The following is a 20,373-nucleotide window of genomic DNA, read 5'->3' as shown; positions in this document are numbered from 1 at the left end:
TTTCTCCCTTTTTTACTCAAAATGGTGAAAGATCCCAAAATATCCCTTCCAGTTTAGGTTAAGCCTCTGAGATGTGACAATCAGGCAACTCTGGTTGTATGCTTTGCCGCCTGATTTAACAGGCATGAGAGCGCTATGAGCAAACCACCGTTAATCTTTATCATCGTTCTGGCGATTATTGCCGTGCTAGCGAGTCGTCAGTTTATTAAACAACGGCGTGAGGCTGCGGTGAATGATGCCTCCCCCACGCGTGCTCTGCAGGCTGAAGTCAAAACCAAACGTGAATTCCCTTCGCCTAATCGTCGTTCACGGCAGCGTGAAGTCATCGCCGGGGAAGAGATGCGGTATGAGGTGCTGTTTCATCCGCTGAACGGTGACAGCGACATCAAAGTGCGGCTTAAAGTGGGGGAGTATCATCAGCTGGATAAAGGCGCGAGAGGAGAGCTGAAGATGCAGGGCACGCGCTTTATCAGCTTCACGCCCGTGCAGTAAGGCGGGCATTGCGCCCGCCCGACACTACTTTTTGCGAGGGAAGTTTTTCTTCTGCCAGGCGACCAGTTCAAACACGCCAAACAGAAACACTTTCGCCTGGGTGACGCGGTCAATCGGCGGTGCATCTTTGGTCTGCGTCGTGCGCAGTAATACCAGTTGCAGACCATGCATCAGGATCATGAAGATCAGTGCAACGTTGATAAAATAAGTCAGTGGCTTCGGGTAGGGATGGACCAGATTAGCCAGTAAAAATCCCCACACGCATAGCATCAACAGACGCCCCAAATTAAGTAACATCCTGCGTCTCCTGTTGACGTTGATACAAACGATAAGCCACTTGTCCGGCTATTTTCTCGCGATAAAGATCCCACTCTGGCGGCACCGGCGGTGCGCCATTTTCCACTTCACTTTCGACGTAAATCAGCGCCTGATCGGCCAGCCAGTTATTCTGCTCCAGCAACTGTAGCGTCTGCTCCAGCAATCCCTGACGAAACGGCGGATCGATAAACACCACGTCAAAGGGTGTACCCGCCTGTGCCAGCCAGTTTAGCGCATTGGTCTGAACCACGGTGGCATTCGTAGCGCGCAGCGTCTGCAGATTTTTTGTTAACTGCTGTGCCACCGGACGTTCCAGTTCCAGCAACGTCGCCGATCCCGCGTAACGCGACAGCGCTTCCAGTCCTAATGCGCCGCTACCGGCAAAGCAATCAAGGCAGCGCGCCTCTGGCAGCACCGGGGCCAGCCAGTTAAACAGCGTCTCGCGAACCCGATCGGTGGTCGGGCGCAGTCCGGCGCTGTCCGGCACCGGCAATTTGCGTCCGCGCCACTGACCGCCAATGATGCGAATCTGCCCGGCACCGCCTGTACTGCGGGGGTTTTTATTCATCTTGCTCACAACTCGTCATAATTTGTTGCGTAGTTTAACGGGCGAATCGGTGAGAAGAAACGTTAAAAAAGGGTGCTGTGGTGAGCTGGCTGGAAAGTGTTAGACTACTGAGTTGCTGAAGTCATGCATTATTCTGCGGTTTACGCCGGTCTGGCGCTGACCAATTTCATTGATTTACCCCTGGAAACCACGCGCGACCGGGACAAAGCCATCGAGGAGTGTCGTCACACAATGGCAAAAGAGAAAAAACGTGGCTTTTTTTCCTGGCTGGGATTTGGCAAAGAGGAAGAGAAACAACCTGCAGCAGAGGAGCAGACACCAGAGGTCGCTCAGCCCGAACAGCAGCAGACAGAACAGGAAGCCCCGGCATTAAGCCAGGCTGAAGCACAAGCGGAAGAGACTGTCGTCATCACCGAAACGGTGGCCGGACAGCAGCGTGAGGCGGAAGTCACTGCGGCAGCGCCGCATGAATCAGCACCCGCGGTGCTGGATGAGGCTGAGCCGATTGAGGCCGACTCTGAAGCGCTACTGGAAGTTGCTGCACCTGAACATGACGCGGCGCCGGTTATCGACGCCGACGATGTGGTTACGCCGATCGCTGATGCGGAACCCGCAGACGCGCCGTTAAGCGAAGAGGAGCTGACGGCACTGGCGCTCGGCGACGCAGAAATCGTTGACATCCCGCACAGCGAAACCGAGGCGCCGTTAAGCGAAGAAGAGCTGACGGCGCTGGCGCTGGGCGATGCAGAGATCGTCGAACCCCCGCACAGCGAAGCCCCGTTGAACAACGAAGTGCTCACGCCACAGGTGCAGGATGACGCAGCGATCGCTGAAACTCAGGATAGCGAAGCAGACGCGCCGCTGACCGACGAAGAGCTGACCGCACTGTCTCTGGGTGACGCCGACGTCACTGACCAGGAACCGACTGAATCGTTATCCGATACCGTCAGCGATCTGCCGCTGGCCGCCGCGCCGCTCATCGTGCAGGAGCAGGAGCGTCCCAGCAAAGAGGGTTTCTTTGCCCGCCTGAAGCGCAGCCTGGTCAAGACCCGTCAGAACCTCGGTTCCGGTTTTGTCAGCCTGTTCCGTGGCAAAAAGATTGATGATGACCTGTTTGACGAGCTGGAAGAGCAGTTGCTGATTGCGGATGTGGGCGTGGATACCACGCGCCGCATCATCAACAACCTGACCCAGCAGGCAAACCGCAAGCAGTTGCGTGACGCGGAAGCGCTCTACGGCCTGCTGAAAGCAGAGATGGCCTCGATTCTGGCGAAAGTGGATGCGCCACTGGACGTGTCAGGCAAAACGCCGTTTGTCATCCTGATGGTGGGCGTCAATGGCGTGGGTAAAACCACCACCATCGGTAAGCTGGCGCGCCAGTATCAGGCCGAGGGCAAGTCCGTGATGTTAGCGGCCGGTGATACCTTCCGCGCCGCGGCGGTTGAGCAACTGCAGGTGTGGGGCCAGCGTAATAACATTCCGGTCATTGCGCAGCATACCGGCGCAGATTCCGCTTCGGTGATCTTCGATGCCATTCAGGCCGCGAAATCACGCGGCGTTGACGTGCTGATAGCCGATACGGCGGGTCGTCTGCAGAACAAATCGCACCTGATGGAAGAGTTGAAGAAAATCACCCGCGTGATGAAAAAGCTGGATGATTCCGCGCCTCACGAAGTGATGCTGACGCTGGATGCCAGCACCGGACAGAATGCGGTCAGCCAGGCCCGACTGTTTAATGAAGCCGTCGGCCTGACCGGGATTGCGCTCACTAAGCTGGATGGCACCGCCAAAGGCGGCGTGATCTTCTCGGTGGCCGATCAGTTCGGTATTCCGATTCGCTACATCGGCGTCGGTGAAGGCATTGAAGATTTACGGCCGTTTAAGGCGGAAGATTTTATTGAGGCACTGTTTGCCCGAGAGGACTAATTAGGATGATTCGCTTTGAAGAGGTCAGTAAGGCATATCTCGGCGGACGTCAGGCGCTGCAGGGGGTAGATTTCCATCTGCGTCCCGGCGAAATGGCGTTTCTGACCGGCCACTCCGGTGCCGGTAAAAGTACCTTGCTGAAGCTGATTTGTGGCATTGAGCGCCCGAGTGCCGGAAAAATCTGGTTCAGCGGCCATGACATTTCCCGCCTGCGTAATAGTGAGGTGCCTTTCCTGCGTCGTCAGATTGGCATGATCTTCCAGGATCACCACCTGCTGATGGATCGGTCGGTTTATGACAATGTGGCGATCCCGCTGATTATTTCCGGTGCCAGCGGTGAGGATATCCGTCGTCGCGTTTCGGCGGCGCTGGATAAAGTGGGCCTGCTCGACAAAGCGAAAAGTTATCCGATTCAGCTTTCGGGCGGTGAACAGCAGCGTGTGGGCATCGCCCGTGCGGTGGTGAACAAGCCGGCCGTGCTGCTGGCCGATGAACCGACCGGTAACCTTGACGATGCGCTGTCAGAAGACATTCTGCGCCTGTTTGAAGAGTTTAACCGCGTCGGCGTCACCGTCCTGATGGCGACGCATGACAGCGGCCTGATCGCCCGACGCAACTACCGGATGATGACGCTGAATCAGGGACGTCTGCACGGAGGCCACGATGGTCAATAAACGCATTAAACGTCCGGCTGCACCGAAAGCGAAGCAGCCGTCGAAGTCGAAGAGTAAAGCGCTGAAGGGCGGCTGGCAGGAGCAGTGGCGCTATGCGCTGCGAGGCACACTTTCGGACATGTGGCGTCAGCCGCTGGCCACGCTGCTGACAGTAATGGTCATCGCTATTTCACTGACGCTGCCCAGCGTCTGCTACATGGTGTGGAAAAACGTCAGCCAGGCAGCCACACAGTGGTATCCGGCGCCGCAGTTGACCGTTTATCTCTCCAAAACGCTGGATGATACGGCGGCAGAAAATGTGGTGGCACAGCTCAAGCAGGTTGAAGGCGTGGATAACGTCAACTACCTGACGCGGGAAGAGGCGCTAAACGAATTCCGTAACTGGTCAGGCTTTGGTGGCGCAATGGATATGCTGGAGCAGAATCCGCTGCCTGCGGTGACCATCATCACGCCTAAACTCAACTTCCAGAACTCAGACACCATGCAGAGCCTGCGCGATCGGGTGAGCAAAGTGCAGGGCGTGGATGAAGTGCGAATGGATGACAGCTGGTTTGCGCGGCTGGCGGCGCTGACCGGGCTGGTGGGGCAAATCGCCTCAATGATTGGCGTGCTGATGATTGTAGCGGTCTTCCTGGTGATCGGTAACAGCGTCCGTCTTAGCATCTTTGCCCGGCGCGACACCATTAACGTGCAGAAGCTGATTGGTGCCACTGACGGCTTTATCCTGCGTCCGTTCCTCTACGGCGGAGCGCTGCTGGGCTTCAGTGGGGCAGTTCTGTCGCTGCTGCTGTCAGAAGTGCTGGTGCTGCGTCTGCAGTCGGTCGTCGCCAGTGTGGCAACCGTATTTGGTACCACTTTCTCGCTGGAAGGCTTTTCCTGGGATGAAGCGCTACTGCTGCTGCTGATTGCGGCCATCATCGGCTGGGTCGCAGCCTGGCTGGCGACGGTACAACATTTACGTCGATTTACGCCGCAGTAAACGCCTGCAACATTTTTTTGTTATAATGGTCCTCTGCTACCGATGGTGGGTGCAGAGGATTTTCCCCTCTTCCCTTCCTGTCATCTGTGTGTAAAATATTCACTGCTATAATTGAACTTGTGGATAACTTTATCACTCTAAGTAGCACAGATTGCTTTCGGATCTCGCGTGACGTTGACGTAATGTATCGTCTGCGCAGGGAAATGTGCGGCAATTCCACTGAATATGTGAGGGTTTGAATGACCAAAGAAATGCAAACTTTAGCTATTGCTCCTCTTGGCAACCTGGAGTCTTACGTCCGGGCGGCGAATACCTGGCCGATGCTTTCGGCAGAAGAGGAAAAAGCGCTGGCTGAACGGCTGCATTACCAGGGCGATCTGGAAGCAGCTAAGACGCTGATCCTGTCACACCTACGCTTTGTAGTTCATATCGCTCGTAATTACTCCGGCTATGGTCTGCCACAGGCTGACCTGGTCCAGGAAGGTAACATCGGCCTGATGAAAGCGGTGCGTCGCTTCAACCCTGAAGTGGGCGTGCGTCTGGTTTCGTTCGCCGTGCACTGGATTAAAGCGGAGATTCACGAATACGTGCTGCGTAACTGGCGTATCGTGAAAGTCGCGACCACCAAAGCACAGCGTAAGCTGTTCTTTAACCTGCGTAAAACCAAGCAGCGTCTGGGCTGGTTCAATCAGGACGAAGTCGAGATGGTTGCGCGCGAGCTGGGCGTAAGCAGCAAAGACGTGCGCGAAATGGAATCGCGTATGGCCGCGCAGGATATGACCTTTGATATGTCTGCCGACGACGAGAGCAGCGAAGGCCGTTCTATGGCACCGGTGCTGTATCTGCAGGATAAAACCTCTGACTTTGCCGACGGCATCGAAGAGGACAACTGGGATGCGCACGCGGCTGACAAGCTGAGCTATGCGATGGAAGGTCTGGATGAGCGTAGTCAGCACATCATTCGCGCCCGCTGGCTGGACGAAGACAATAAAACCACGCTGCAGGAGCTGGCCGATCAGTACGGCGTATCCGCCGAACGTGTCCGGCAGCTGGAAAAGAACGCTATGAAGAAACTGCGTATGGCGATTGAAGCGTAACGCACTTCAACACCTTAAGGGGCGACAGATGATGTCGCCCTTTTTGTTTTCTGCGTCCGGCTAGTCTGCCGCCCGTATCCAGCCGTCACTCTGCGCCCTGAAGCCACACGCCTGCATAAACGCCGCGCGTACCTGCTGATCGTCACTGCCATCATCGGCAATCCACCAGTCCGCGATTGAACCATTCTGCCTGATCGTCTCCTCCAGCAAATACTGGCCTACCCCGCGTCGCCGGGTGACATCGCGCACCGCCAGCCGGTGAACCTTGCCGTGGATGCCGGAAATTTCCAGCTGCAAACCCGCCAGCAGGCGGTCGTTAAAACGCGCCGCGTAAAGACGATGAGACTCACTCAAACCCTGTTCCAGTTTTTCCATCTCCAGATCCGGCCAGACTTTGCCAAGATCGATGCGGTCCTGCGGCGTCAGCGCAGTCAGGCGCTGGATAGTGAGCTTCATAACAAAAACCTCTAAAAAAGGGGAAAGTGTAGCGAAAGTATACAACCAGAGGGCCACCACATTTTCATCAATAAAACAGGTCAAAAGATGGCCTGGATGCCAGGATAACAGGAGTAAACCTGGATAGCGGGCGATCAATCCAGCATAACGCGCTGGCAAAGTGGTTATAAACCGGCCGTTGCATCCAGTGTATTATGCTGTTTAACCCGGTCAATTCTGAATGTGTCAGTTGATTTACAGAAGAAACTTCCTGTTTAATAACCTGAAAAATAAAGCCTTATTACTAATAAATGTCAGAAAAGTACGCTAACTCATTCATCATTAATCAGTTTTCGACTTTATCTGGCAACGCAAGCACTCACAACATACACGACAAAACAAATGGGGTAGTCAGGATGAAAATGAAAGGTCGCGCATTACTGGCGGGATGTGTAGCACTGGCGATGAGCCATGCGGCGCTGGCTGAAGATATCAAAGTGGCCATTGTCGGCGCAATGTCGGGTCCAGTGGCGCAGTACGGCGACATGCAGTTCGCCGGCGCAACGCAGGCGATTGAAGATATCAATGCCAAAGGCGGCGTTAACGGCAACAAGCTGGTAGCGGTGAAATATGACGACGCCTGTGACCCGAAACAGGCGGTTGCGGTTGCAAACAAGGTGATTAACGACGGCATCCGCTATGTCATCGGCCACCTCTGCTCTTCCTCCACCCAGCCGGCGTCTGACATCTATGAAGATGAAGGCGTGCTGATGATCACCCCGGCCGCGACCGCACCTGACCTGACTTCCCGTGGCTATAAACTGATTATGCGCACCACCGGCCTCGACTCCGATCAGGGGCCGACCGCCGCGAAATACGTCATGACCGAGCTGAAACCGCAGCGTATCGCTGTGGTGCATGACAAACAGCAGTATGGCGAAGGCCTGGCGCGCTCCGTGCAGGAGAGCCTGAAAAAGCAGGGCGCTAATATCGTGATGTTTGAAGGGATCACCGCAGGCGATAAAGATTTCTCTACGCTGGTGGCCCGCTTCAAGAAAGAGAACGTCGATTTCGTCTATTTCGGCGGTTACTACCCGGAAATGGGGCAGATCGTGCGTCAGGCGCGCGCTGCGGGTCTGAAAACTCAATTTATGGGACCAGAAGGCGTGGGTAACGCCTCGCTGTCGAACATCGCCGGTGCAGCCTCTGAAGGCATGCTGGTGACTCTGCCGAAACGCTACGACCAGGTTGAAACCAACAAACCGATTGTGGACGCGCTGAAAGCGAAGAAACTGGATCCGACCGGCCCGTTCGTCTGGACCACCTATGCAGCACTGCAGTCGCTGGCAACCGGCATGGAGCGCAGCAAGAGCGCAGAGCCGGACGCTATCGTGAAAAACCTCAAGGAAGGCGCTGCGGTCCCAACCGTGATGGGCAACCTGAACTGGGATGAGAAGGGCGATCTTAAGGGCTTTGAATTCGGCGTCTTCAAATGGCATGCCGATGGCACCTCGACCGCTGTGAAATAAACCAGGCTGTTTTGTGGTGAGCGGGAAGCCGGATAACCGGTTTCCCCTGACCAGCGACACGAACGCCTGGTGCCCGTCTGCCAGGCGTTTTTTGTACCCCGATCGCCTGCGATCGGTTAAGTAAGGGTCAAGGTATGTCCGAGCAGTTCCTCTATTTTATTCAGCAGATGTTTAATGGTGTGACCCTGGGAAGCACCTACGCGCTGATCGCCATCGGTTACACCATGGTTTACGGCATTATCGGCATGATTAACTTCGCCCACGGCGAGGTTTACATGATCGGTAGCTATGTCTCCTTTATCGTGATTGCCGCCCTGATGATGATGGGCATCGACACCACCTGGCTGATGATTGCAGCTGGCTTTGTGATGGCAGTCATTATCTCCAGCGCTTACGGCTGGAGCATTGAGCGCGTCGCCTACCGGCCTGTGCGTTCATCCAAGCGCCTGATTGCGCTGATCTCCGCCATCGGGATGTCGATATTCCTGCAAAACTACGTCAGCCTGACCCAGGGTTCACGCGACCTGGCGCTGCCGAGCCTGATCACCGGACAGTGGACGGTAGGCGAGAGCAACGGTTTTGCCGCGACCATCTCTACCATGCAGATTGTGATCTGGGTGGTGACCTTCCTGGCGATGCTGGCGCTGACCACCTTTATCCGTTACTCCCGCATGGGCCGCGCCTGTCGCGCCTGCGCAGAAGACCTGAAAATGGCCAGCCTGCTGGGGATTAACACCGACCGCGTGATCTCGCTGACCTTTGTGATCGGTGCCGCGATGGCGGCAGTCGCGGGCGTATTACTGGGCCAGTTTTACGGTTCGATCAACCCCTTCATCGGCTTTATGGCGGGCATGAAAGCCTTCACCGCTGCCGTGCTGGGTGGGATTGGCAGTATTCCGGGTGCCATGATTGGCGGCCTGGTGCTGGGGATTGCTGAAGCGCTGACTTCTGCGTATCTCAGCACGGAATATAAAGATGTGGTTTCGTTTGCCCTGCTGATTGTGGTGCTGCTGGTGATGCCGACCGGGATTCTGGGCCGTCCGGAGGTCGAAAAAGTATGAAGACCTCTTTTATCAACGCCCTGATCTCTTCCCTGATGCTGCTGGTGCTGGCCACCTTCTTTATGGGACTGCGCCTGAATCTGGATGGCACGAATCTGGTGGTGCAGAACGCCGGTAGCGTGCGCTGGAACTGGATCGCCGCAGGCTGTGCGGTGGTGTTTCTGTTCCAGCTGCTGCGTCCGATCTGGCAAAGCGGCCTAAAGAAAATCTCCGGTCCGGCGCTGGTGTTGCCTGGTCTGGATGGCTCGACGCCGAAGCAGAAGCTGGTGATGGCGGTGCTGATTATCGCGGCGGTTGCCTGGCCATTCCTGGTGTCACGCGGCACCGTCGATATCGCTACCATGACGCTGATCTACGTGATGCTCGGTCTGGGCTTAAACGTGGTGGTCGGTCTTTCTGGCCTGCTGGTACTGGGTTATGGCGGCTTCTACGCCATCGGCGCTTATACTTTTGCGCTGCTGAACCACTATTACGGTCTTGGCTTCTGGCAGTGCCTGCCGCTCTCTGGCATGGTTGCGGCGCTGTTTGGCCTGCTGCTGGGCTTCCCGGTACTGCGACTGCGCGGCGACTATCTGGCGATTGTGACGCTGGGCTTCGGTGAGATCGTACGTATTCTGCTGCTGAACAATACCGCCCTGACCGGCGGGCCAAATGGCATCAGCCAGATCCCTAAACCGACGCTGTTTGGTCTGGAGTTTGGCCGTACGCCGCGTGAAGGCGGCTGGGATACTTTCCACAACTTCTTTGGGCTGAAGTACGATCCCAGCGACCGCATCATCTTTCTCTACCTGGTGGCGCTGCTGCTGGTAGTACTGACGCTTTTTGTGATCAACCGGCTGCTGCGGATGCCGCTGGGCCGGGCCTGGGAAGCGCTGCGCGAGGATGAGATTGCCTGCCGTTCACTGGGCCTGAGTCCGACCCGCATCAAGCTGACCGCCTTTACCATCAGTGCCGCATTTGCGGGCTTTGCCGGTAGTCTGTTCGCGGCGCGTCAGGGCTTTGTCAGTCCGGAGTCCTTTACCTTTGTCGAGTCCGCCTTTGTGCTGGCGATTGTGGTACTGGGTGGGATGGGCTCGCAGTTTGCGGTGATTCTGGCCGCCATTCTGCTGGTGGTGTCACGCGAGCTGATGCGCGATCTTAATGAGTACAGCATGCTGGTGCTGGGTGGCCTGATGGTGTTGATGATGATCTGGCGTCCGCAGGGATTGTTACCGATGAAGCGTCCGCATCTGAAGCTCAGAGCCGCTAAAAAAGGAGAACAGGCATGATTCAGCCTTTATTAGCCGTTGAAGGCCTGATGATGCGCTTCGGCGGTCTGTTAGCCGTGAACAATGTGGCACTGGAGCTGCGTCCGCAGGAGATCGTTTCACTGATTGGCCCCAACGGTGCCGGTAAAACCACCGTGTTCAACTGCCTGACCGGCTTTTACAAGCCCACCGGCGGCACGATCAAATTGCGTGAGCAGCATCTGGAAGGGCTGCCGGGCCAGAAGATTGCGCGGATGGGCATTGTGCGGACTTTCCAGCACGTCCGCCTGTTCCGTGAGATGACCGTGATTGAGAACCTGCTGGTCGCGCAGCATCAGCATCTGAAAAGCGGCGTATTTTCCGGCCTGCTGAAAACCCCGGCGTTTCGCCGCAGTGAGAGCGAGGCGCTGGATCGTGCGGCGACCTGGCTGGAGCGGGTGGGTCTGCTGGATCTGGCAAACCGTCAGGCGGGTAATCTGGCCTATGGTCAGCAGCGTCGGCTGGAGATTGCGCGCTGCATGGTGACGCGCCCGGAGATCCTGATGCTGGATGAACCGGCAGCGGGTCTTAACCCGAAAGAGACCCATGAGCTGGACGCGCTGATTGCGGAGCTGCGTGGCGAACACAAGGTGTCGGTGCTGTTGATTGAACATGATATGAAGCTGGTGATGGGTATTTCTGACCGTATTTACGTGGTTAATCAGGGAACGCCGCTGGCTAACGGAACGCCGGAGGAGATTCGTAATAATCCGGATGTCATTCGTGCCTATTTAGGAGAGGCCTGAGATGGCAAATGCGATGTTAACCATTGAGAACGTCAGCGCTCACTACGGCAAAATTCAGGCGCTGCACAACGTCAGCCTCTATATCAATCAGGGCGAAATTGTCACCCTGATTGGCGCTAACGGAGCCGGAAAAACCACGCTGCTGGGCACGCTGTGCGGCGAACCCCGCGCGACCCAGGGCACTATCACCTTTGATGGCAAAGCGATTACCGACTGGCAAACGGCGCGCATTATGCGTGAAGCAATCGCCATCGTGCCAGAGGGACGGCGGGTGTTTTCGCGCATGACGGTGGAAGAGAACCTGGCGATGGGCGGCTTTTTTGCCAGCCGCCCGGAGTATCTGACGCGGATTAAGCGCGTGTATGAACTCTTCCCGCGGCTGGAGGAGCGTAAAATCCAGCGCGCCGGAACGATGTCAGGCGGCGAACAGCAGATGCTGGCGATTGGCCGTGCGCTGATGAGCCAGCCGCGCCTGCTGCTGCTGGATGAGCCGTCGCTGGGACTGGCACCGATCATTATTCAGCAGATCTTCGACACCATTGAGCAGTTGCGCAGCGAAGGGATGACGATTTTCCTGGTGGAGCAGAATGCGAATCAGGCGCTGAAGCTGGCGGATCGGGGCTATGTGCTGGAGAACGGGCATGTCGTGCTCGAAGATAGCGGTGCAGCTCTTCTCTCCAACGAAGCCGTCCGCAGCGCTTACTTAGGTGCCTGATGGGGCACGACCTGGCTTACTTGCCAGGTTCCGGTTGGGCAGTGCTCGCCATCCTCACGTACTAGGAGTACGCTCCGGTGGCTGTGCACTTTGGTGTGCATGGGCCTGGCTTACTTGCCAGGCTCCGGTTGGGCAGTGCTCGCCATCCTCACGTACTACGTGTACGCTCCGGTGGCTGCGCGCTGTCCGCCCGCAACCTGGCTGCGCCGCCGACGGCCTTGAGTGTTGGTTTGAGTGGGGCCGCCGACGGCCTTCGACTTCAGTGAAGTGAAAACCTCAGTCATGCCTTTTCAGCTTCCAATTGCTCTGCAATTTATGTAACTAAAAACTGGCAGCGTGGGCGTTTTGCCGCCGTGCTGCCAGCGTCCTCTTTTCCTCAATAAAGCCTGTCACCCCGCTGTCATCTGCCTGTTATTAATCCGTCATTTCCCCGTGTCATGTTACTTCGCGAACCAGAAATCCGTGATTTCACGCGTATTTACCTGCACAGGAAAATTCTATGTCCGTCGTTACCTTTCGTCGTAGCCTGATGAGCGTGCTGCTCGGTCTGACGCTCAGCAGCCATGCCATGGCCGCCACTGAGATCCCCTTCTGGCACTCTATGGAAGGCGAGTTAGGCAAAGAAGTGGATTCGCTGGCACAGCGTTTTAACGAGACGCATCCCGATTACAAAATTGTTCCGACCTACAAAGGTAACTACGAGCAGAGTCTGGCGGCAGGGATTGCGGCCGTGCGCAGTGGTAAAGCGCCTGCGGTGCTGCAGGTCTATGAAGTCGGTACGGCGACCATGATGGCCTCTAAGGCGATTGTGCCAGTGCATCAGGTTTTCAAAGATGCCGGCATCCCCTTTGATGAAAAACAGTTCGTACCCACGGTGGCGGGCTACTACAGCGACAGTAAAGGTCAGCTGATCTCTCAGCCGTTCAACAGCTCGACGCCGGTGCTCTATTACAACAAGGACGCCTTCAAAAAAGCGGGTCTGAACCCGGACCAGCCACCGAAAACCTGGCAGGAGCTGGCGACCGATGCCGCGGCACTGCGCAAAGCAGGCCTGAGCTGTGGTTACGCCAGCGGCTGGCAGGGCTGGATCCAGATCGAAAACTTCAGTGCCTGGCATGCTCTGCCGGTGGCGACGGAGAACAACGGATTTGACGGCCTCGACGCGGTGCTGGAGTTCAACAAGCCGGTGCAGGTTCGTCATATCGACCTGCTGGAAGCGATGAATAAGAAAGGGGACTTCACCTACTTTGGCCGCAAAGATGAGTCCACCGCCAAGTTCTACAACGGCGACTGCGGCATCACTACCGCTTCATCCGGTTCGCTGGCCGATATCCGTCATTACGCTAAATTCAACTTCGGCGTCGGCATGATGCCGTATGACGACACCGTGCCGAATGCGCCACAGAACGCCCTGATCGGCGGTGCCAGCCTGTGGGTGATGAAAGGCAAAGATGCGGCAACCTATAAAGGCGTGGCCGAGTTTATGCAGTTCCTCGCTAAACCGGAAATCGCTGCGGAATGGCATCAGAAAACCGGCTATCTGCCGATTACCACCGCCGCCTACGAGCTGACGAAACAGCAGGGCTTCTACGATAAGAATCCGGGAGCAGATATCGCGACCCGCCAGATGATGAACAAGCCGCCACTGGCGTTCACCAAAGGGATGCGTCTGGGCAACATGCCGCAGATTCGTACCGTGATCGACGAGGAGCTGGAAAGCGTCTGGACGGGTAAACAGTCACCGCAAAGCGCGCTGGATAACGCAGTGAAACGCGGCAATGAGCTGCTGCGCCGCTTCCAGCAGCAAATGAAATAATCTCTCCCCTGGCCAGCCCAGGCTGGCCCCTCTTTTCTGACGTCAGGTATGCCATGTCTTCATCCCGTCCGGTCTTTCGCACCAGCCTGTTGCCTTATCTTCTGGTGCTGCCGCAACTGCTGATTACCGCCATCTTCTTTCTCTGGCCTGCCGGTGAAGCGCTGTGGTATTCGCTGCAAAGTCTCGATCCCTTTGGCATCTTCAGCAGCTTTGTCGGGCTGGAAAACTTCAGACGCCTGTTTGCCGATCCCTACTATCTGGATTCGTTCTGGACCACCATCAAATTCAGCGGCATGGTCACGGTCTTCGGCATGGTGTTTTCGCTGCTGCTGGCGGCGCTGGTGGATTATGTGGTGCGACTGCGCCGCCTCTATCAGACCCTGCTGCTGCTGCCCTACGCCGTTGCCCCGGTGGTGGCCGCGGTGCTCTGGATGTTTCTGTTTAACCCCGGTCTGGGCCTGTTCAGCTATCTGCTGAACCACATCGGCTACAACTGGAACTATGCGCAGAACAGCGGTCAGGCGATGTTCCTGATTGTGCTGGCGTCGATCTGGCAGCAGATGAGCTACAACTTCCTGTTTTTCTTCGCCGCACTGCAATCAATCCCCAAATCGCTGGTGGAAGCCGCCGCCATCGACGGTGCCGGGCCGGTGCGTCGCTTCTTCAACCTTTCTCTGCCGCTGATTACGCCGGTCAGCTTCTTTCTGCTGGTGGTGAACCTGATCTACGCCTTCTTCGATACCTTCCCGGTGATCGATGCCGCAACCGGCGGCGGGCCGGTGCAGGCGACCACCACGCTGATCTATAAAATCTATCGCGAAGGATTTACCGGTCTGGATCTCTCCTCATCCGCGGCGCAGTCGGTGGTGCTGATGCTGCTGGTCATCGGGCTGACGGTGCTCCAGTTCCGCTTTGTTGAACGTAAGGTGCAATACCAATGATTGAGAATCGACGCGGGCTGGATCTCTTCAGCCACATCGTGCTGGTGCTGGGCGTGCTCACCATCCTGTTCCCGCTTTATGTCGCCTTCGTGGCGGCGACGCTGGATAACGAGGCGGTCTATCAGGTGCCGATGACGCTGGTGCCGGGTACGCATCTGTGGGAGAACATCTCGCGCATCTGGACGCACGGCGTCAACGGCAGCGGACCGGCGTTTGGTCTGATGCTGCTCAACAGCATGATCATGGCGCTGGGCATCACCTTCGGCAAAATCACCGTGTCGATGCTGTCGGCGTTTGCCCTGGTCTGGTTTCGCTTTCCGCTGCGCACGCTCTTTTTCTGGCTGATCTTCATCACGCTGATGCTGCCGGTTGAGGTACGTATCTTCCCCACGGTACAGGTGATTGCCGACCTTAATCTGCTCGACAGCTACAGCGGCTTAACCCTGCCGCTGATGGCCTCAGCGACCGCCACTTTTCTGTTTCGTCAGTTCTTTATGTCACTGCCGGATGAACTGGTGGAAGCGGCGCGCATCGACGGTGCCGGTGCGATGCGCTTCTTCATCGACATTGTTCTGCCGCTGTCGAAAACCAATCTGGCGGCGCTGTTCGTGATCACCTTTATCTACGGCTGGAACCAGTATCTCTGGCCGCTGCTGATCATCAATGACGCCAGCCTCGGCACCGCGGTGGCGGGGATCAAAAGCATGATCTCCTCCAGCGGATCGCCAACCCAGTGGAACGAAGTGATGGCGGCAATGTTATTAACCCTGATCCCACCGCTGGCGGTGGTGTTAGTCATGCAGCGTGCCTTTGTGCGCGGTCTGGTTGAGAGTGAGAAATAAGATGGCAGGCGTAACCCTTCAGGCAGTAACCAAGTCCTACGATGGCAAAAATCAGATCATTCAGCCGCTGAACGTCACCATCAATGACGGCGAGTTTATGGTGATGGTCGGGCCATCCGGCTGCGGGAAGTCGACCCTGCTGCGCATGGTGGCCGGACTGGAGCGCGTTACCTCCGGTGATATCTATATCGACAACCGGCGTGTCACTCAGGAAGAGCCGAAAGATCGCGGCATTGCGATGGTGTTTCAGAACTACGCGCTCTATCCCCATATGTCGGTGGAGGAGAACATGGCCTATGGCCTGAAAATCCGTGGGATGGGCAAAGAGCAGATCCGCCAGCGGGTGCTCGACGCGGCGCGCAGTCTGGAGCTGGATCACCTGCTGATGCGCCGGCCTCGCGAGCTTTCGGGCGGACAGCGCCAGCGCGTGGCGATGGGGCGCGCCATCGTGCGTGAACCGGCGGTGTTTCTGTTCGATGAGCCGCTGTCTAATCTCGACGCCCGCCTGCGGGTGCAGATGCGGCTGGAGCTGCAGCAGCTGCATCGCCGCTTACAGACCACCAGTCTCTATGTGACGCACGATCAGGTTGAGGCGATGACGCTGGCGCAGCGGGTGATGGTGATGAATAAAGGTGTCGTCGAGCAGATCGGCACGCCGGTCGACGTGTATGAACGTCCCGCCAGCCAGTTTGTCGCCTCGTTTATCGGCGCGCCCGCGATGAATCTGCTGAAAGGGCAGATCAGCAGCGATGGTTCGCGCTTTAATCTCGATGCCTCGCATGCACTGCCGCTCAGTGACAGTAAACCGAAATGGGCTAATCAGCCGGTGGTGCTGGGTATCCGGCCAGAGCATATCCGGCAAAGCAGCCGTGAGCAGGGCGGCGTACCGCTACGCGTCGATACGCTGGAGATGCTGGGCGCCGATAATCTGGCACATGGTCGCATCGGGGACACGCCACTGGTGGTACGCTTAGCCCACAGCGAACGGCCGCAGCCAGGCAGTACGCTGTGGCTGCATCTGCCGTCAGATGCGTTACACTTCTTCGATTCAACCCATGGAAAGCGTCTGGAATGAGCACACAACACTGGCCCTATCCCCGCATCGTTGCCCATCGCGGTGGCGGTAAACTGGCACCGGAAAACACCCTGGCGGCAATTGATGTCGGCGCAAAGTATGGTCATCAAATGATTGAGTTTGATGCCAAATTATCAATGGATGCGCAGATCTTCCTGCTGCATGACGACACGCTGGATCGCACCAGCAACGGCTGGGGCGTGGCAGGTCAGCTGCCGTGGGAGAAGCTGTCGCAGCTTGATGCGGGCAGCTGGTTTGGCAACGCATTTACCGGCGAAAAGCTGGCGCGGCTGGACGAAGTAGCGGCACGCTGTCGTCAGCATCAGATGATGGCGAACATCGAGATCAAACCGACCACCGGCAGCGACGCTGAAACCGGACGCGCCGTGGCGCAGGCTGCCGCGATTCTGTGGCAGGATCAGACCGCACCGCTGCTCTCGTCGTTCTCTTTTGAGGCGCTGGAAGCGGCGATGCAGGTCGAGCCGCAGTTGCCGCGTGGCCTGCTGTCGCACAGCTGGGATCCCGAGTGGCAGGAGAAAACGAGCGCGCTGGCGTGCGTCTCCATTCATCTCAATCACAAGGTCCTGACCGCTGAGCGGGTCACCGAACTTAAAGCAGGCGGACTGAAGATTCTGGTGTATACCGTGAACAGCCCGGACCGGGCGCGGGAATTGCTGAAGTGGGGCGTCGATGCCATCTGTACTGACAGCATCGACATCATTGGCCCCGATTTTCATTAGTTCTGATTCGGATTCTGGTTCTGCTGGCCCGGCTGCGTGGTAATCACCCGCTGCTGGGCGCTGTTGCGCTGCTCCTGCATTTTACGCTGCATGTCCTGCGTCTGACGCTGCTGATCCTGGCGCAGCTTCAGCTGTTGCTGCTGTTGCTGGCTCTGCATCTGCGACTGCATCCGCTGCTGACTCGGGTTATAACCCGGTTTATTCGGATCGTTGGTGCTGTTCAGCGTGTTCGCCTGACTGGCGAAAGGCAGCAGGGCGGCTAAAACAATCATCCACTTTTTCATCTTTCCTCCTTCCTTTATCGCGACAGGTTTTTTGGGTGCACAACGGCGCACACCGATATCAGGGTCGCACCCATAAGTTTACGCGATATCACAGACCTTACTTTCAGATGTATTCCTGATTTGACTTAACCCCGGTTATTTTGCTGTATTTGTAGGCACTTGCAGAAATGATAAAAAAATGTAAATAACAACATGGGATGGTGGCAGGATGAAAATGCAGCAGACAGTGCGTCAGCTTAGCTGGTCGCTGGTGATGAGTTTTACCGTGGTGGCAGGCGCGAACGCCGCGCCCACTCAGGCTCCGCCGGTCTCCTACGGTGTGGACAGTGATACTTTTCACCCGGTAAAAGCGCAGCACGGCATGGTGGCGTCGGTGGATGCGCTGGCAACCCAGGTGGGCGTGGAAATTCTGCGTCAGGGCGGGAATGCGGTGGATGCCGCGGTCGCCGTGGGCTTTGCGCTGGCCGTGACCCATCCGCAGGCGGGCAACCTGGGCGGAGGCGGCTTTATGCTGCTGCGCACCGCCTCTGGTCGCGCTACTGCTATCGATTTCCGTGAAATGGCGCCGGGCCATGCGTCGCGCGACATGTTCCTTGATAAGCAGGGCAACGCCGACAGTAAGCTGTCGCTGACTTCTCATCTCGCCTCCGGCACGCCGGGCACCGTCGCTGGACTGGCGCTGGCTGCGCAGAAATATGGCACTCTGCCGCTGAGCACTCTGCTGGCACCGGCTATCAGACTGGCGCGTGACGGTATTCCAGTCAACGATGCGCTGGCGGATGACCTGAAGACCTACGGCAAAGAGGTGCTGATTACCCATCCCAACAGCAAAGCGATCTTCTACAAACCGGACGGCACGCCGTGGCAGAAGGGCGATCGGCTGGTGCAGAACAATCTCGCGCACAGTCTGCAACTGATTGCCCGCCAGGGGCCGGATGCCTTTTACAAAGGTGAAATCGCGGATGAGATCGCCGGCGAGATGGCGCAGCACGGCGGGCTGATCAGCAAAGCTGACCTGGCGGCCTATCGGGCGGTCGAGCGTCAGCCCATCAGTGGTACCTACCGCGGTTATGAAGTCTTCTCAATGCCACCGCCCTCATCCGGTGGTATCCACATCGTGCAGATTCTCAATATCCTGGAGAACTTCGATCTGGCGAAGATGGGCTTTGGCAGCGCTGACGCCATGCAGGTGATGGCGGAAGCGGAAAAATATGCCTACGCGGACCGCTCGGAATATCTCGGCGACCCCGATTTCGTGAAGGTGCCCTGGCAGGCGCTGACCAGTAAAGCCTATGCTAAAACGCTGGCGCAGCAGATTGACGTGGCAAAGGCGCGGCCTTCCAGTGAGATCAAACCGGGCAAGCTCGAACCTTACGAAAGCAACCAGACCACCCATTTCTCAGTGGTGGATAAGCAGGGCAATGCCGTTGCGGTCACCTACACGCTGAACACCTATTTCGGCAGCGGAATTGTAGCGGGCAAGAGTGGCATCCTGATGAATAATGAGATGGATGACTTCTCCGCCAAGCCGGGCACGCCCAATGTCTACGGGCTGGTGGGCGGGGAAGCGAATGCGGTGCAGCCGGCGAAACGTCCGTTGTCATCAATGTCGCCGACCATCGTCGCTAAAGGCGGCAAAACCTGGCTGGTGACCGGCAGTCCGGGCGGCAGCCGCATTATCACCACGGTGTTGCAGATGGTGGTGAACAGCATTGATTTCGGGATGAACGTGGCGGAAGCCACCAACGCACCACGCTTCCATCATCAGTGGCTGCCGGATCAGCTGCGGGTGGAGAAGGGCTTCAGCCCTGATACATTGCGTCTGCAGGAAGCTAAAGGCCAGCATGTGAAAGTGCTGCCGTCGATGGGCAGTACGCAGAGCATCATGATTGGGCCGGATGGCATGCTGTATGGTGCTTCGGATCCGCGCAGCATTGATGATTTGAGTGCGGGTTACTGATACAAACCTGACCCAGGTGAATCTGACAGCAATAAATAAGCTTAACGCGTAGGGAACGGGGTCAGAAGAGGAAAGCGTCCCGCGACTGGGACAAAAACGCCGGGAGCGTTTTTGAACAACGCAACGCGTTGGCCCGGATACGGGCGCACCTCATGGATGAGGTGCGTAATCGCGCGGGCCGAGCGTGTCATGGATGACGGCTTTTGCGTCTTTCCGATCTGACCCCGTTTCCTGTGCAGGCGATGACTGACAGCGAACCGTGCCAGGGTTTTCAGCATAAAGGGCACCAGCAGGTGACCTTTTTCATCATCACACGTCAGGCTTTAACCCGCGCCATATAATGCGCGTCGATGAGTTCACCGTGCCGTATGGCGAATCCTTTAGCCGTTCCCTCAATCTCAAAACCGAAACGCTGATACAGGGCGATGGCCGGGCCATTATCGACGAACACCGTCAGCTCCATCCGGCTCACCTGTAGCCAGTTGTCGCACAACGAGACCATTTCACGCATGAGTGCAGTGCCGACGCCTCGCTGCCGGTAACGCTCATCCACGCCCATCCCTAACGAGGCGACGTGACGGCGTCTGGGGCGCTCTTCTACGTGCAGTGCACACTGACCGACTACGTCCTCATCAATACAGGCCACCAGCAGATGTGAATGGGGCTGTGGCGAAGCGAGGCGGGTCTGCCACATCTGTAGTGATGAGTAAGGCAGATGCAGCGTGCTGGCCTGGGTATCTGGCTGACTGTAGATCCTGTGCAGCGCAGCAGCATCTTCTGGCATGACGTGGCGGACAACTATTTCACTCATGATCGCTCCTTTAGCCCATAAAAACCTTTTAAACATCAAGGTATTCAGATCATTAATCAAGCTAAAAAAGTGAAAATG

The 20,373-nt window shown here is 57.0% G+C and carries 21 protein-coding genes; 16 read left to right on the top strand and 5 right to left on the bottom strand.

The genetic code is table 11. The annotated features are described in order from the left end of the window. Positions 1 to 135 precede the first annotated feature (135 nt). Entirely contained in the window at positions 136 to 492 is a 357-nt protein-coding gene (locus FA92_RS16610) for a DUF2500 domain-containing protein (protein WP_033784207.1), read from the top strand. A gap of 24 nt (positions 493 to 516) precedes the next feature. On the opposite strand, the gene FA92_RS16605 is transcribed toward FA92_RS16610, so the two are convergent. Both FA92_RS16605 and rsmD read right to left on the bottom strand, forming a co-directional pair. Further along, on the bottom strand, positions 517 to 789 hold the full coding sequence (locus FA92_RS16605; protein WP_003852192.1) for a DUF1145 family protein: 273 nt from the start codon (positions 787 to 789) through the stop codon (positions 517 to 519). Continuing rightward, positions 779 to 1,378: a 16S rRNA (guanine(966)-N(2))-methyltransferase gene (gene rsmD / locus FA92_RS16600; RefSeq protein ID WP_033784206.1), complete on the bottom strand. Its 600-nt coding sequence runs from the start codon at positions 1,376 to 1,378 to the stop codon at positions 779 to 781. Before rsmD ends, FA92_RS16605 begins: the two co-directional genes overlap by 11 nt. Before the next feature lie 231 nt (positions 1,379 to 1,609). Between rsmD and ftsY the strand changes: the two genes are divergently transcribed. The 4 genes from ftsY (at position 1,610) to rpoH (ending at position 6,054) form a co-directional block, all read left to right on the top strand. Continuing rightward, positions 1,610 to 3,304, top strand: coding sequence for a signal recognition particle-docking protein FtsY (gene ftsY / locus FA92_RS16595; protein WP_033784683.1), 1,695 nt, complete (start codon positions 1,610 to 1,612; stop codon positions 3,302 to 3,304). Between the two features lie 5 nt (positions 3,305 to 3,309). Continuing rightward, a complete protein-coding gene (gene ftsE, locus FA92_RS16590) occupies positions 3,310 to 3,978 on the top strand; it encodes a cell division ATP-binding protein FtsE (protein ID WP_013359348.1) in 669 nt (222 codons plus the stop codon). Continuing rightward, entirely contained in the window at positions 3,968 to 4,957 is a 990-nt protein-coding gene (gene ftsX, locus FA92_RS16585; protein ID WP_033784205.1) for a permease-like cell division protein FtsX, read from the top strand. The genes ftsE and ftsX overlap by 11 nt, the downstream gene beginning before the upstream one ends. A gap of 239 nt (positions 4,958 to 5,196) precedes the next feature. Next, entirely contained in the window at positions 5,197 to 6,054 is an 858-nt protein-coding gene (gene rpoH, locus FA92_RS16580; protein ID WP_003852201.1) for an RNA polymerase sigma factor RpoH, read from the top strand. Positions 6,055 to 6,114: 60 nt separating this feature from the next. Here the strand turns inward: rpoH and panM are convergent, their stop codons facing one another. Continuing rightward, on the bottom strand, positions 6,115 to 6,510 hold the full coding sequence (gene panM, locus FA92_RS16575; RefSeq protein ID WP_013359346.1) for an aspartate 1-decarboxylase autocleavage activator PanM: 396 nt from the start codon (positions 6,508 to 6,510) through the stop codon (positions 6,115 to 6,117). Between the two features lie 395 nt (positions 6,511 to 6,905). On the opposite strand from panM, the gene FA92_RS16570 reads away from it, so the two are divergent. From FA92_RS16570 to ugpQ, 10 genes are all read left to right on the top strand, one after another. Continuing rightward, on the top strand, positions 6,906 to 8,018 hold the full coding sequence (locus FA92_RS16570; protein WP_013359345.1) for a branched-chain amino acid ABC transporter substrate-binding protein: 1,113 nt from the start codon (positions 6,906 to 6,908) through the stop codon (positions 8,016 to 8,018). A gap of 134 nt (positions 8,019 to 8,152) precedes the next feature. After that, a complete protein-coding gene (gene livH / locus FA92_RS16565; protein WP_009087789.1) occupies positions 8,153 to 9,079 on the top strand; it encodes a high-affinity branched-chain amino acid ABC transporter permease LivH in 927 nt (308 codons plus the stop codon). Continuing rightward, a complete protein-coding gene (locus FA92_RS16560; protein WP_033784204.1) occupies positions 9,076 to 10,347 on the top strand; it encodes a high-affinity branched-chain amino acid ABC transporter permease LivM in 1,272 nt (423 codons plus the stop codon). Before livH ends, FA92_RS16560 begins: the two co-directional genes overlap by 4 nt. Beyond that, a complete protein-coding gene (gene livG, locus FA92_RS16555; protein WP_013359342.1) occupies positions 10,344 to 11,111 on the top strand; it encodes a high-affinity branched-chain amino acid ABC transporter ATP-binding protein LivG in 768 nt (255 codons plus the stop codon). Before FA92_RS16560 ends, livG begins: the two co-directional genes overlap by 4 nt. Before the next feature lies 1 nt (position 11,112). Further along, positions 11,113 to 11,826 carry a high-affinity branched-chain amino acid ABC transporter ATP-binding protein LivF gene (livF, locus tag FA92_RS16550; RefSeq protein WP_013359341.1) on the top strand — a complete coding sequence of 238 codons (714 nt, stop codon included), beginning with the start codon at positions 11,113 to 11,115 and terminating at the stop codon, positions 11,824 to 11,826. A 499-nt stretch (positions 11,827 to 12,325) separates the two neighbouring features. Beyond that, the gene (gene ugpB / locus FA92_RS16545) at positions 12,326 to 13,642 is read left to right on the top strand and encodes a sn-glycerol-3-phosphate ABC transporter substrate-binding protein UgpB (protein ID WP_033784203.1); all 1,317 of its coding nucleotides are present in this window, start codon (positions 12,326 to 12,328) and stop codon (positions 13,640 to 13,642) included. Between the two features lie 53 nt (positions 13,643 to 13,695). After that, positions 13,696 to 14,583 (top strand): sn-glycerol-3-phosphate ABC transporter permease UgpA, encoded by an 888-nt coding sequence (gene ugpA / locus FA92_RS16540; protein ID WP_033784202.1) that lies wholly within the window; start codon positions 13,696 to 13,698, stop codon positions 14,581 to 14,583. Beyond that, a complete protein-coding gene (gene ugpE, locus FA92_RS16535; protein WP_033784201.1) occupies positions 14,580 to 15,425 on the top strand; it encodes a sn-glycerol-3-phosphate ABC transporter permease UgpE in 846 nt (281 codons plus the stop codon). The genes ugpA and ugpE overlap by 4 nt, the downstream gene beginning before the upstream one ends. A gap of 1 nt (position 15,426) precedes the next feature. Beyond that, positions 15,427 to 16,500, top strand: a complete 1,074-nt coding sequence (locus FA92_RS16530) for a sn-glycerol-3-phosphate import ATP-binding protein UgpC (protein WP_013359337.1) — start codon at positions 15,427 to 15,429, stop codon at positions 16,498 to 16,500. Beyond that, the gene (ugpQ, locus tag FA92_RS16525) at positions 16,497 to 17,240 is read left to right on the top strand and encodes a glycerophosphodiester phosphodiesterase (protein WP_013359336.1); all 744 of its coding nucleotides are present in this window, start codon (positions 16,497 to 16,499) and stop codon (positions 17,238 to 17,240) included. The genes FA92_RS16530 and ugpQ overlap by 4 nt, the downstream gene beginning before the upstream one ends. On the opposite strand, the gene FA92_RS16520 is transcribed toward ugpQ, so the two are convergent. Further along, positions 17,237 to 17,524, bottom strand: a complete 288-nt coding sequence (locus FA92_RS16520; protein ID WP_013359335.1) for a DUF2756 domain-containing protein — start codon at positions 17,522 to 17,524, stop codon at positions 17,237 to 17,239. The genes ugpQ and FA92_RS16520 overlap by 4 nt on opposite strands. A 208-nt stretch (positions 17,525 to 17,732) precedes the next feature. Here FA92_RS16520 and ggt point away from each other — a divergent pair, with 208 nt between their 5' ends. Continuing rightward, on the top strand, positions 17,733 to 19,484 hold the full coding sequence (ggt, locus tag FA92_RS16515; protein WP_033784200.1) for a gamma-glutamyltransferase: 1,752 nt from the start codon (positions 17,733 to 17,735) through the stop codon (positions 19,482 to 19,484). A 316-nt stretch (positions 19,485 to 19,800) separates the two neighbouring features. On the opposite strand, the gene FA92_RS16510 is transcribed toward ggt, so the two are convergent. Beyond that, positions 19,801 to 20,295, bottom strand: coding sequence for a GNAT family N-acetyltransferase (locus FA92_RS16510; protein WP_033784198.1), 495 nt, complete (start codon positions 20,293 to 20,295; stop codon positions 19,801 to 19,803). Positions 20,296 to 20,373: the final 78 nt, after the last annotated feature.

The sequence above is a fragment of the Pantoea sp. 9140 genome, from assembly GCF_000745295.1.
In the GTDB taxonomy this organism is placed as follows: domain Bacteria; phylum Pseudomonadota; class Gammaproteobacteria; order Enterobacterales; family Enterobacteriaceae; genus Pantoea; species Pantoea vagans.
Note: the sequence above shows the minus strand (reverse complement) of the source record. Positions and strands in the feature narration are given on the sequence as shown.